This is a genomic window from Aureimonas sp. AU40 (assembly GCF_001463785.1).
In the GTDB taxonomy this organism is placed as follows: domain Bacteria; phylum Pseudomonadota; class Alphaproteobacteria; order Rhizobiales; family Rhizobiaceae; genus Aureimonas.
In genome coordinates, this window is the sequence record NZ_BBWL01000057.1 from 1 (window position 1) to 12,345 (window position 12,345).

9 protein-coding genes and 1 pseudogene are annotated in these 12,345 nt (G+C 65.9%); 3 read left to right on the plus strand and 7 right to left on the minus strand.

Annotation, left to right across the window (positions count from 1 at the left end; translation table 11 throughout):
• The 4 genes and pseudogenes from AUL32_RS23130 to bcsA all read right to left on the minus strand — a co-directional run.
• A pseudogene (locus AUL32_RS23130) lies at positions 1-1,053 on the minus strand (hypothetical protein); the annotation flags it as partial.
• Entirely contained in the window at positions 1,044-2,126 is a 1,083-nt protein-coding gene (locus AUL32_RS23135) for a glycosyl hydrolase family 8 (protein WP_062120614.1), read from the minus strand. The gene AUL32_RS23135 and the pseudogene AUL32_RS23130, both read right to left, overlap by 10 nt.
• Before the next feature lie 8 nt (positions 2,127-2,134).
• Complete coding sequence (locus tag AUL32_RS23140; RefSeq protein WP_062120618.1) at positions 2,135-4,489, minus strand: cellulose biosynthesis cyclic di-GMP-binding regulatory protein BcsB; 2,355 nt, start codon at positions 4,487-4,489, stop codon at positions 2,135-2,137.
• A gap of 18 nt (positions 4,490-4,507) precedes the next feature.
• Entirely contained in the window at positions 4,508-6,751 is a 2,244-nt protein-coding gene (gene bcsA, locus AUL32_RS23145) for a UDP-forming cellulose synthase catalytic subunit (RefSeq protein ID WP_082660050.1), read from the minus strand.
• A gap of 741 nt (positions 6,752-7,492) precedes the next feature.
• Between bcsA and AUL32_RS23150 the strand changes: the two genes are divergently transcribed.
• Positions 7,493-8,473 (plus strand): helix-turn-helix domain-containing protein, encoded by a 981-nt coding sequence (locus AUL32_RS23150; RefSeq protein WP_062120623.1) that lies wholly within the window; start codon positions 7,493-7,495, stop codon positions 8,471-8,473.
• Positions 8,474-8,602: 129 nt separating this feature from the next.
• On the opposite strand, the gene AUL32_RS23155 is transcribed toward AUL32_RS23150, so the two are convergent.
• The 3 genes from AUL32_RS23155 to AUL32_RS23160 form a co-directional block, all read right to left on the minus strand.
• A complete protein-coding gene (locus AUL32_RS23155) occupies positions 8,603-10,009 on the minus strand; it encodes a calcium-binding protein (protein ID WP_062120626.1) in 1,407 nt (468 codons plus the stop codon).
• Positions 10,010-10,193: 184 nt separating this feature from the next.
• Positions 10,194-10,349: a hypothetical protein gene (locus tag AUL32_RS24760; RefSeq protein WP_202814444.1), complete on the minus strand. Its 156-nt coding sequence runs from the start codon at positions 10,347-10,349 to the stop codon at positions 10,194-10,196.
• 145 nt (positions 10,350-10,494) lie between these two features.
• Entirely contained in the window at positions 10,495-11,118 is a 624-nt protein-coding gene (locus tag AUL32_RS23160; protein WP_062120629.1) for a recombinase family protein, read from the minus strand.
• Between the two features lie 345 nt (positions 11,119-11,463).
• Between AUL32_RS23160 and AUL32_RS23165 the strand changes: the two genes are divergently transcribed.
• Positions 11,464-11,751 carry an AbrB/MazE/SpoVT family DNA-binding domain-containing protein gene (locus tag AUL32_RS23165; protein WP_082660052.1) on the plus strand — a complete coding sequence of 96 codons (288 nt, stop codon included), beginning with the start codon at positions 11,464-11,466 and terminating at the stop codon, positions 11,749-11,751.
• Between the two features lie 8 nt (positions 11,752-11,759).
• The gene (locus AUL32_RS23170) at positions 11,760-12,140 is read left to right on the plus strand and encodes a PIN domain-containing protein (protein ID WP_192847510.1); all 381 of its coding nucleotides are present in this window, start codon (positions 11,760-11,762) and stop codon (positions 12,138-12,140) included.
• Positions 12,141-12,345 lie beyond the last annotated feature (205 nt).

Consider the following 12,345-nt stretch of genomic DNA (forward strand, 5'->3'; position numbering starts at 1 on the left):
GCGGCTCTTGCCGATGTAGTCGGCGAAAGCCTTCAGATTGGCCGGGTCGGGAAGCGAGGCGCTTTCGCGCGAGGCGACGCGGCCCATCTGCCCGCGCAGATTGTCGAAGCGCAGCGTGTCGAACTCGCCCCGCCCGTCGGGCATGCGCCGGCCCAGTGCGGCCAGCGCTTCGGCCCCCTGCGGCGGCAGAACGGCGCTTGCCTTCTGAACGGTGGCGAGGCGCTCGGCCTCGCCGTCGCAATTGCCGAGAATGTAGGAATAGGCCTCGTAGGAATGGGCGGGGTCGCCGCTGCGCGCCAAGGCCTCGCCCAGCGTCCAGAGAATGTCGATATGGGCGCAGGTGAGAAGGCCGGGGCGCTGGCGCGCCTGGTCCACCACCACCTGCCACTGGCCGCTGTCGGCGGCGGACGCGATCGCCGCGCGCGCCTGAGCGTCGCCCAGCTTCTCGGTGAGGTCGGCCGAGGGCTCCCAGCCGGCATTCTCGGCCCGCAGCTTGCGCAGCAGGGCGTCGGCCCCGGCATAGTCGCCGGCCCCGAACAGATCCCAGATCGGCTGCTCGTTGATCTTGACGCCGGTGGCGAAGAGATCGGCCGGCGGCTGCCAATTGGGGTAGAGCGACTTCAGACGGCGGATTTCCGTGCCGACCCGCGCCATGTCGCGCTGCGAGGCGTAGTAACGAAGGCCGCTCTCGTCCGGGCCGCTCGGCGCGGCGCCGGCGTCCTTGGCCGTCGCGTCCGGCGCCTGAAGGGTGAAGGGCGAAGCGGCGCCTGCGGCCGGCTGCGGCACGGGCGCGGCCACCGGGGCCGCCTCAAACGGATTGGCGCCAGGGCGGGCCGGCGTGGCGGCGTTGGGGATCGCGGCCGGCGCGGGTGCGGCTGTGAAGTTCGGCGCGGCGGGCGCGCCGCTCGCCAGAACCGGCATGGCGCCGACGGGCGCTGACCGCGCCATGGGCGAGGTGCCGCCGAAATTGGGCACGGATATCTGAGCATGGGCCGGCGTCAGGAAGACGACGAGCAGGCCGGCGGAGCCCAGGAGAAGCGATTTCACAGGCATCGGGGATACCTTTCTGCAAAGGCCAAGAGGCTCAGGAGGTGAAGCGTACTGGGATAGTAGGTGGTCGGCACGAAGTTGCGGGTCTCGGCGCGGGCCGGCCTCTCGCCGCTGGCGCAGGCCACGAGATCGGCGATGGCGCCGTAGCCCGGCGCCGTCATCGGTTCGAGCGTCGCGCCCGTCGGGAGGTCCACCGTGCCGAGCGCGCCCGGCCCTTGGGCGGACCAGCTGTCGGCATAGGACTTGAGAAGCGCGGGATCGGCGTCCTGGCTCCAGGCGAGATACAGGGGAACGCGCACCGCGTTGTAGCCGAAGCTCGCGGGGAAGGACCGGGCGGGCGCGGGATCGGAGGCCCCGAGCGAGACCCAGTCGCTGGGAAGCTTGGCCGGGCCGAAGCGCGCCTTGCGCAGGAGCCAGGTTCCGCTCTCGTCGAGCTTGGCCTTGGCCAGCGCCGGGGAGATCGTGGCGAGCTCCGCGATCGCGGGAAAGATCCAGTAGGACGCATTGACCACCGGCCCGTCCGGCTGCTCGCCCTTGGCGAAGCCCTCCGCCGCCGGCATGAGCATCTTGCGCCCGCGCACGTCGGAGACTGAGTGGGCCGCCAGCGCATCGCTGATCGCGCGCGCCCGCTTGCGGAACTCCGGCACGTTCCAGCGCTCGGCCGCCCGCAGCAAGGCCCAGGCGACCAGCATGTCGCCGTCGCTGGCATTGTTCCGGTCGGTGATGTGGGGCGAGGCGGCGGGGTCCCACCGCCAGGCGGCGAGCCCGTCGTCTCGGATGAACAATTCCTGCTGGGTCCAGGACCAGAGCTTATCGAAATTCGCCCGGTCGCCGGCCGCGACAGCTAGAAGCATGCCGTAGCCTTGGCCTTCGCTGTGGCTGATCGAGCCGTTGTCGTCATCCACCACGCGCCCTTCGGGCGAGACGAAGCGGCTGCGATAAAGCTCCCAGGCGCCGATCAGATAATCCTGCGGCTCGACCGCCAGCGCCGCTTGCGGCGCGGCGGCAAGATCGGGCGAGGCCGCGCCGGTCAAGGTGGCCATGCCCGCCATGGCAGCGAGCAGAAGTCCGCTCACCCGGCGTCTCACTTGCTCTTCTCCCCGACGCGGCGCAGCAGGAGAAAGGTCGAAAGCGCCAGCAGGAGCGAGGCCCCCATGACCGAGCCCGCATAACGCTCGCTGTGGCGCGAGAACCAGCCGGCCAGAACCAGACGGGCGTTGCCGACCGTCCAGCCCTGCGTCTCGAACAGGCGCTCGTCGGCACCCTGAGCGATGCGCAGCGCACCGTCCGCCGCGCTCGGGATTTCCGTGCGCGCCCCCGCGACCATGCGCCAAACACCGGGCTCGCCGAGACGGCGCGAGCCCTCCGTCAGCGCCTCGCGCGTCGGCGCGGCGAGCACCGTCCAGGCAGCGCCGGGCGCGACGGGCGCGGCGACCTGGGCCAGCACGAACGCGTCGCCCGGAAGCGGCAGAGCCTGCGGCGAGGCCGCCGCCGACCATTTCTGCGCCGCGCTGGCGATCGGCGCGACCAAGGGCTGCACGATCTCGCCCGCGCGCCCGAGCAGGTCGCCCGGTTGCGAGAAGGCGGACAGGAACCCGTCCGCTCCGGCCGGGGCCTTGTCCATGCTCTTCAGGATGTCCATTGGCGAGGGCTCGGATCCGCCGCCGGCGGCCTCCGCCGGCAGGATCGAGGCGAGGCTGGCGAAGAGCCCGGCCGAGCCTGCGTCCGCGCTCGCGCCGCGCCGCTCTACCGCCGAGATCAGTTCAGGCGGCAGCGCGGAATAGGTGCCGACGGCCAGGAGATCGCCGCTTTCCTCATGCGGCATGGCGCGCACGACCTGCACCCTGCGCACCGTGCCCGACGCGCCGGCCATGCGGGCGAGCATGGTGGCCGCCGCCTCCAACGCCACGGCGTCGCCGCCCGGCGCGTAGACCGACAAGGGCTGCTGCGCCTCGCCCTTGTCGGACAGGCCGGCCAGCGTGGCGGACAGGTTGGGATAATGGCCGATGCGCGCGAGCGAGGGAATGTCGATCCGCGTCGTGCCCAGAAGCGCGAAGCGCGGCGCCTCGTTGCTGGCCGTGCCCTCGCAGGTCGCGTCGCCGGCGCGGGGAACCAGAGCCTCGAAGGAGATCCGGTTGGCGCCAGGCTTCAGCACCTCCAGCGGCAGGCGCAGACGCTGGTCCTTGATCTGGCCGGCGCGCGGCGAGGAAAGATGGAGCGTCGCGACGATCTGATCGTTGGCCCGCACGAAGAGCATGGCCTCGGAGGAGAGACCCGCCGCATAGACAGCGTTCAGCACCACCGTCGCCGTGTCGTAATTGGCGGGGTAGAAATCGGCCGGCAGCGTCAGCGCCACCTCGTCGCGGTAGACATGCCCCGGAAAGGGCCGCGTGTCGCCGCCGAACTCTGCGAAGCTCGCCGACTGGCCGGCGTCGATCGGCCTGCCTCGGCTGTTGGCGAGGGCCGTGAGACCGGGCACCGACCCGTTGGGTCGAGCCTCCCGTGCGCCCTTGGCGAGCGCAGCGAGCGCCGAGTCGACATCGCCCTGCCCCGCGCCCGTCACCACCAGGGCCGGACGGCCGGTGGAGGGGGCAGTGGGAAGAAAGAAGACGCCGGACCAGGGCGTGTTGGGCGCAAGCTTGGTCGGCGACAGGAAGGCCAGTTCCTCGAACGTGCCGACCATGACGTCGATCCCGCCCGCAGGGGTGCCCCCGAGATGGACGCGCGGATTGGCGAAGCGGCCGAGTAGCGCCAGGGACTGGACCGCCGAAAGGGCGCGCCCCGTCGCCTCGGTGGTCGCGCCGGGCTGCGAGAGGACGTTGAGCGCGACCTCGCCGTCGAGACTGCGGGCGAGCGCCGGCAACTCGCCGAGATCGGACGGTCGCGAGGCGGTCTGGGCGAAGTGCAGGCCCGTGGTCGCTGGGTCGAGCCGCGTCCAGAGTTCGTAGGTGCCCGCCGCGCTGCAATCGACGCGGTGGAACTGGCGCACCATGATCTGGACGGCGTTGAACCCGGCCTGAAGCAGGCCGGCGGGAACCGCCACGCTGAAGCGCTGGTCGCTGCCCACCGTCAGCGGACGCTCGGCCACGACCTCGTCGTTCACCAGAACGGTGATCGAGGAGCTTTCCGGCGCGATGGTGACGGTGCTGGAATAGCCCACCGTCAGCTCCGCCGGCTTGGTGCTTTCCTCGCCGGTGACGAAGACGGGATAGGTCCGATGCGGATTCTCCTGGTTGAAGGCGAGTTCCGAGGCGCCGACCGGCAGGCGCACCAGACCCGGCGCGCCCTCCGGCCTCGCGGTGGCGGCGCCCGATGGGGCCACTGATAGGTCGAAGGGTTGGGCGGCCCCGGCCAGCGCCGGGGCTGCGGTGGGGGCGAGAAGAGCCAGGGCGGAGGCGCCGAGAAGGGCTTTCCAGCGGGGTGTCGGGCGATGCGTCATGAGCGGGGTTCCCAAGGATCAGGACTGCGCGGGCTGCGCGTCGACGGACACGGACGAAAGGGCGGGCACCGGCGGGACGGCCAGCACATCCTGAGCGGCCACCGCCACCGGCGCGGCCGAGGGCTTGTCGAACAGGAGGTGGCGGAACGCCCGCAGGGGGTAGGCGAGCGCCCAGACCAGAAGATTGGCATTGGCGAGGACCAGGGCGCGGCGGCGCTGGCGGGCCGAGCGCTGGTCGCGCACCGGGCTCATGTCGGCGAGCATCAACTCGGCGATCAGCGGATAGTCGCTATAGGCCGCGCGATAGCCGAGACCGACCACGGTCGAGGCATGGCCCTGGCCTTCCACGGCGCGGATCGCGACCGGCAGCAGCCCGGCCAGCGTTCCGTCGAGGCGCGTGACCCGAAGCGAGGCCTTGCTGCCGGGGGCGAGCGTGTCGAGCGAGCCTTCGATCTCGACGCGCACGCCGCCGGTCGAGATGTCGGTGACGCGCACCGGAAGGGAGCGTCCCTCGACCTGCAGTTCGGCCGTGCGATTGGTCAGGATGCGCGGGGCGCCGCGCCGTTCGCGCCGCTCCGTCACCACGCCGAGCGCGGCGGCGGCGAGCAGGAGGTTGATGACGTTCCAGATCGTGACGACGAAGAGGATGCCGCCGATCTCCGGCTCGGTCTGGTAGCGATAGAGGCTGTAGCCGGTGGCGCCGAGCAGCACGGCGAAGATGGCGAAATAGGGCCAGGCGATCTCGGACAGGCGATCCTCGGCCAGCGTGTCGCCCTTCGAGGTGACGTTGAAGGTCGGGCGGCGCGGATTGACGATGACGCTGAGGACTGCGCGGAAGAGATAGACCGACTGGACGTATTCGTAGAGTTCCGACATCCAGGGCCAGCGCACCTGACCGTAGAGATAGTTGCGGATCAGGGAGGAGACCGCGAGATAGGTCAGCGCATAGGCGACGAATTCCTGCGTCGACACGTCGTAGATCTTCAGGTCGAAGAAGATGAAGAGCAGGGGCGCGACCATGAAGACGACGCGCATGATCGGGAAGAACCAGACCAGGGCCGACGAGAGATAGCAGATGCGCTGTGCGAGCGAGAGGCCGGGAATGAGCGCGGCGTTCTTCAGGAACAGGATCTGCAGCATGCCCCGGCACCAGCGCGAGCGCTGACCGATGAAGCTGGACAGGGTTTCCGGCTGCAGGCCCGTGACCATGGACCGGTCGACATAGACGCTCTTCCAGCCGCGCGAGTGCAGGTCGAGCGCGGTTTCGCAATCCTCGGTGATGGTGATACCGGAGAAGCCGCCGACCTCCACCAGTGCCGCGCGGCGCAGCACCGCCGCCGAGCCGCAGAAGAAAGCCGCGTTCCACTTGTCGAGGCCCTTCTGGATCGTGCCGTAGAACATCTCGTTCTCCGAGGGCATGCGATCGAAGGTCTTGAGGTTCTTCTCGATCGGGTCGGGATTGGAGAAGAAATGCGGCGTCTGGACCAGGAAGACCTTGGGATCGGCCACCATGTAGCCGACGGTCTGCCGCAGAAACTCGCGCGCCGGTGCGTGGTCGGCGTCGAAGACCACGATGAGATCGCCGTCCGAGGCGGCGAGGCCCGCGTTCAGATTGCCCGCCTTGGCATGGACGTTGCGCGAGCGGGTGACGTAGGTGACGCCGAGCCCGGCGCAGAGGGCCTGAAGCTCGACATGCCGGGCCTGCGCCTTGGCCGCCTTGGCGGGATCGCGCGCCGTGCGCTTTTCCTGCGTGCCGCCGTCGTCGAGGAGGTAGACCTGCAGCTTGTGGGCGGGATAGTCCAACGCCTTGGCGCTGGACAGGGTGAGCGCCAGAATCTCGGCGCTCTCGTTGTAGGACGGCACGAAGATGTCGACGCGCGGCAGGGCCTCGTCGGGAACGTGGGGCGCCGGCGGGCGCTTCATCGGATCGGCCACGACGAAGAGGTTCGTGCCGAGCAGCACGATGTAGTACATCTCGGCGAGGTAGAGGATGATGGCGGGGATGAAGTTGAGGAGGTCGTCGGGCGAGGGAAGCGTCGTCGTGGTGCGCCAGTAGGCGTAGCGCAGGACGACCACCGTCGCGATGGCGAGGAACACCGTGCGCCAGACGCCTTGCAGGCGCAGGAGGTAGATCACCAGCGAGACGGAAATCGCGCAGGCCGCCAAGGCGAGCTGCGTGTCCACGCCCACGGGTTGGGCGATCAGAAAAAGGCTCAAGACGGCGGTGAACAGCCACAATGCGCCAGTTGCCATGGTACGCATTCAATGATCTCCGAGGGGTTGGGCTGGCACCGGGTTCGATCCGTGCAGCACGTCCTGAAGTCATAAGCGCTCCAATGTGACCCTGGGTTAACTAGGCTTATTCCGTATAGCCTGGGCGTCCCGGATAATTGTCTGAACGTACAGAACTGCTTGATATATGGGAACCGTGCAGTACTTGACGCAGAATTTGAAATATTGATTCTTAATTTAGCACTGAGATTAAGCGCTCCTTAATAGTAAATACTTGTGCGTGGCATCACTGCGTTAGGGATAACAGGCGCTTCTGATTGGAGGGGATCTCCGGTGTCTCAAGGCGCTGAAAGGCATCGACTGGGAAATCATGTCCAACTCTATAGGGCAGCACAGCGGAAGCTGAGCCGACGGCTTTTGCTCGCCAAGCCTTTGGGGCCGATGGGCAGCGGGGGACGGGCGAGCGTATACAGCAGCAAGAAATTTGTCCAGCTAATGATAAAATCAGAGCTGAAGGTTATACCTCTGCTGCCTGCCGCCAATGCTATAAGAACTGCCGATGATAACTGACTTGACATCGAAGAGGACTTGCAAAACTTAGCGGTCCGCACAATTATATTCCATGATTTTAATTCTAAATACAAAATATCGCAGTTGCTCCATCAGTGAAAATCGTCGCCCTTTTGCAACTTCGACAGTCTAGCCGATCGACTCCGCCTTCCCCTTTTTCGGGATTGAGCGATAGGATCGCGTGTCAGCGATCGGTTGCCCATGCGATACGTCTTCGACAGTTCCAGCGTGGATGTGTCCGACCCGATTGGGCAGCATCACGACCTCTATGCCGGCGGGACGGATGTCCGGCAGGCGGGTCCGCGCTTTCGCGCGCGCATCGAGGTGTGTCGTCTCGCTCCGCTGGTCGTGTTCGACCGTCGGCTCGACGATGTCCTTCATGAGCGCACGATCGACGGCGCTCGGCGCGACGGCTTTTCGCATTTCACGCTGCAACTCGTGGTGTCGGGCCGGATGCGGATCGAGCATCCCGGCGGCCAGGCGGAAGCGGGCCCGGGCGAGATCGTCCTGTTCGACCTGACGCGGCCGCAGCGAACGCTGGCCCAGGACGCCCGCATCCTGACTTTCGCGGTGCCACGCCACCTGATGGAACGCGCCACGATCCATGTCACCGCCCTGCACGGCACCGTGCTCGGGCCGCAGCAGTCCGGCCTCCTCGCCGACATCATGATGTCGATCGTCTCGCGCCGGTTGGACGAGGCGGGCACCGATCCCGCGTCCGTCGTGCGAATCTTCGAAACGGCACTGGCGCTGGCGCTGCGGTTCGACAGGGACGCCGCCGACCCCCCGATCGACACGCCGGCCATGCTGGACCGCGTGCGCGTCGTCGTGGAAGCTCATCTAGGCCGGCGCGAACTGACGCCCGCGCTCGTGGCCAAGCTTGCCGGCGTGTCGCGCACCCAGCTTTACGCCGCCTTCAAGCCGGTCGGCGGGGTGTCCCGCTATATCCAGGAGCGGCGCGTGACGCGGCTGCGCAGCCTTCTGCAAAGCCCGGAAAACCAAGGCTCCAGCATCGCGCAACTGGCCTTTCAGGCGGGCTTCGCCTCGGCCAGCCATGCCAACCGTTCGTTCTGCGAGGTCTATGGCACCACCCCGGGTCGATTCCGCCTCGCCCAGGACAAACCCCTGCCCAGCGAAGCCGGACAGCCGCCGTTCTATCACTGGCTGCGAGGTCTCAACTGATGAGAAGGGAGTGGGCCGACGCCTGCTCTCCCTACTGGCATAATCGCGCGGCGCAGGGCTCAAGGCGTGGTCTTCACTGCTGCCAAAGCAGGCGTGTGAAGGGCGCAGTAGCGCGCTGTCCCCCTCGGCTTAGATCAGCCAGTCGTCGCTTCGACCTTCCCCAAATCCGTTGCGGATATAGTGGAGCAAGGCTGCGTCCTCGTCGTAACCACCTTGCCCGTCTGCAAAGGCGGCGCGCAGGTCGGCGTAGCGGTTGAGATAGGCGTCGACGTCGAACCCTTGCGTCGCCCGCCCCTCGCGATAACCGATCGCCTCGTAGTGCTGGAGCCCCTTGGCCGCAACGCTTTCATGGCTCGCGCTCACCCCGCCGAAAGCGCGCGTGAGATCTTCGGAAGAGGCGACGTAGCGAAGCGGATCGCTGGCGAGGCGGTGCTCGGCGGAGCCGCGGTTGATGTAATGCGCGGTGCCCGCCTCGGTGTCGGCGCCGAAGGCCTGTCGCAGGTCGGCGTAGTTTTCGAAATATTGCTTGGCGTCGAAGGTGATGGCATCGCGACGCCCTTCTGCAAAGCCGTTCGCCTGATAATGGCCGAGCCCGCTGGCCGCCAGGCTCTCGCGCGAGCCGCCATGGAAGGCGGCGATGAGATCGGCAAAGCTTGCGATATAGGCGAGCGGGCTTTCGGGAAGCCGGTGCTCGTCCACGCCATGCGACAGGAAATGCCGCGTCGCCCCGGCGAGATCGTCTCCGAAGACGACCTTCAGATCACCGTAGGATTTCAGATATTGCGCGGCGTCGAAGCCCTGACGATGGCGGCCCTCGGCCGCGCCATGCGCGATATAGTGGGCGGTCGCGGCTTCGCCGTCCGTGCGCAGGGCTTGGGCGAGATCGTTGTAGCCGGCGGCGTAGGTCAGCGGGTCGAACCGCGCCACATGAGCGAGATCGACGGCCTGCTCCGGCGCCGCGAAGATTTCCGCTTCTACGATCGTGTCGACGAAGCCATGCCGGAGGTCGATGGCGTAGACCGTGTTGGCGCTTCGGAAGAGCTGGAAGCCGGCCCCGTCCAATCCATCCAGCACGATCCGGTCCGTGCCGGCGCCGCCGTCGATGCAATCCGACCCGGCGCCGCCGATGATCGTGTCGTCACCGTCCTGACCGAACAGGAGATCGTTGCCCGCGCCGCCGTCGATCCAGTCGTGGCCACCCCGCGCATAGACCTTGTCGTCGCCGCCCGCCATGACGAAGCGATCCCCTGCATCGCTGCCGATCGCCTCGTCGTCCGCCGCCAGCCCCTTGGCGCGAGCAGTGGCGGTCAGCTGATCGTATTGGAACTGCGCGTAGGAGTGGACCAACCCCGTCGCGGGGTCGCGCATCCATTCCACCGACTGCGAGGCGGCCAGCGCGGTTTCCGGCGTCAACTCGTAGCCCCGGCCCGACGGATCGGGCTGCACGAGGCCGACGAACTGGAAGCCGGGGTTGGCCGTACCCGTGGCGGCTTCCACGTTGCGCCATAGCCCCGTCACGTAGGTCCGATCCGCCATGCCCCTCTCCCTTTTCCCGCGCCAGGAGCCTCTCACCGCCCCAACCGGGATCGCGACTGATCAACCGGGCCGGGGCGAAGACAGGTCTCGGGCCTGAGCGCTCGCACCTGCCGAGCATAGGCAGACCCGGGAAGGAAGTAAGCCAGACGAAAGCATAACACTTGGTTGCAGTTAACGGGCTGATCTATCGACGGAACAGGTTGGCGTCGGCCAGTTCCACCACCTCGCCGCCCCGCCCGCTCATGATGGCGCGCAGCGAGTAGAGGCTGAAGCCTGCGGCGTTCGCGAGCTGGATCTTGGGCGGCAGCGCGAGTTCCAGCGTTTCAGTCACCACGTCCACCAGCGCCGGACCATCATGGGCGAAGGCGGCCTAGTGGCTGACGAGATGAGCTGGAGTAACGTCAGCTTTCTGGACGTCGAGAGTTCCTTCTGATCGACGGGAATGGGGGCAAAGCCGCCGTCCCCTCCCGATCGCAGCGCCGTAATTAGTCTTGCGTCGCCACCTCATCCATTTCGGCACTGCCCATCAGACCCTTGGCTTCGTCTCGAGCCCTTTGAATGGTCTGCCGGCTGACGCCATAGTCGCGAGAGAGCTTCGATACCGAAGCCCCATCCCCCAGCTTTTCACGAACCACCTGCTTCTGCGCCTCGGTCAGGCTTCGCGGGCGCCCCAGGACCTTACCCTGCTCCTTCGCTCGGCTTAGACCCGCCTGGGTGCGCTCGATCAGAAGGTCGCGCTCGAACTCGGCGACCGCGTTGATGACGCTCATGGTCATGCGACCGGTCGAGCTCGTCAGATCGACGCCGCCCAGCGCCAAGCAGTGAACCTTCACGCCCATGCCAGCGAGAAGCTCGACAGTCGTTCGCACGTCCATCGAGTTGCGGCCGAGGCGGTCCATCTTGGTGACGACCAGAATGTCGCCTTCCTCCATGCGATCGATGAGCCGAGCGAACCCCTCTCGCTGGGCGGCGGAGACCGAGCCGGAGACGGTTTCGGAGACCACCCGTCGCGCGTGGATGTCGAAACCGGCCTGACGGATTTCACCGATCTGATTTTCCGTAGTTTGGCCGTTGGTGGAGACGCGGACATAGGCAAAAGTTCGGGACATTGGGGCTCGAAACCGACCGAAAACGCCACGATCTTATAGGGCATGTCCGATAGGCGCGATACCTATTATTTGGCCAGGAGCGCACAAGCCTGTCCAAAACCGATCAATTTAGCACATGGATGCCACGAATAGATGCGCCCTCGCAGGCAGACGGTGACAGGATTGTCGTCGGAGGGCTAGCTGTCTTGGGTTTTACAAATTGACTGAATATGCCATTTTACAGAAAATTTGGCAGACCCGGCGTGATAGTTCGCCCATCCAGCGAATGTCAGCATGGTCAAAACATTAGGTACAGTCCCTCATAGGGGGAATCCTGATTATATCACCCATCTTTGAGGTTATGTGATGGTCGTCTACGAATTGCCACTGCAAGATAATGGGCGCGTCGTCCTACCAGCAGCCCTTAGAAAGGCCCTTGGGCTGATGAAGGGGGATAAGGTTTTAGTCGAAGCTGAGGGCGATCAGGTCACTCTGACCACGGCGCGGCTTAGACGCAAACGGGCCCAAGAGATTGCCAAGAAGTACGCTCAGCCTGGCGTCAGTATCGTGGAAGAGTTTCTGCAAGAGAAGCGAGCCGAGGCTGCGCGTGAGAACGAGCAGACCGCATCCTCACACGAGGTGTCAGGTTCGTGACGGCTTGCGTGATCGACACCTCCGCTATCCTCGCCTATGCCTTCGCCGAAAAAGGCGCGACAAAGGTCGAGAAATGGATCGATGAGGGAGCTGCGGTTTCCACTCTGACGGTTCAGGAAGCGATCTCGAAGCTCTGTCAAACCGGTATGAGTGTGGAGGAAGCCGAGCAACTCGTTTGTGCCCTCGGCCTCGTCGTTCATCCTTTGAATTTCGATCTTGCCGTGCGGGCAGGCGGCATGTTTGCTCTCACCAAACCGTTTGGATTGAGCCATGGAGATCGTGCTTGTTTGGCGCTCGGGCAAAAGCTTGCAGTGACAGTCGTCACGGCTGACAAAGCTTGGTCGAAGGTCGCACGTGATCTCGGACTGCGTGTCGAGCAGTTTAGGTAGCTGCCTAAGTGGAGAACGAATTTCCTAAGGACAAGGGAAGCGGTGTCGCTCATGACGAGACGGTCACCTCAGCCGGTCATATGACCCACCCTCGCAGCGACGAAGAAGTCAGATTACGAGCTTGCGACGGTGCGTTAGAAGGCCCAATAAATAAAACAATTCCGGTGGAACGCTAAGTGGAATCTCTCTCGCCAGGAGCTGGAAA

Excerpts from the sequence above, each read along its gene's own strand:
- bcsA (WP_082660050.1), bottom strand. The coding sequence starts at position 6,751 with ATGCGTACCATGGCAACTGGCGCATTGTGGCTGTTCACCGCCGTCTTG.
- AUL32_RS23155 (WP_062120626.1), bottom strand. The coding sequence starts at position 10,009 with ATGGCGGATCGGACCTACGTGACGGGGCTATGGCGCAACGTGGAAGCC.
- AUL32_RS23160 (WP_062120629.1), bottom strand. The coding sequence starts at position 11,118 with ATGTCCCGAACTTTTGCCTATGTCCGCGTCTCCACCAACGGCCAAACT.
- AUL32_RS23165 (WP_082660052.1), top strand. The coding sequence starts at position 11,464 with ATGGTCGTCTACGAATTGCCACTGCAAGATAATGGGCGCGTCGTCCTA.
- AUL32_RS23150 (WP_062120623.1), top strand. The coding sequence starts at position 7,493 with ATGCGATACGTCTTCGACAGTTCCAGCGTGGATGTGTCCGACCCGATT.
- AUL32_RS23140 (WP_062120618.1), bottom strand. The coding sequence starts at position 4,489 with ATGACGCATCGCCCGACACCCCGCTGGAAAGCCCTTCTCGGCGCCTCC.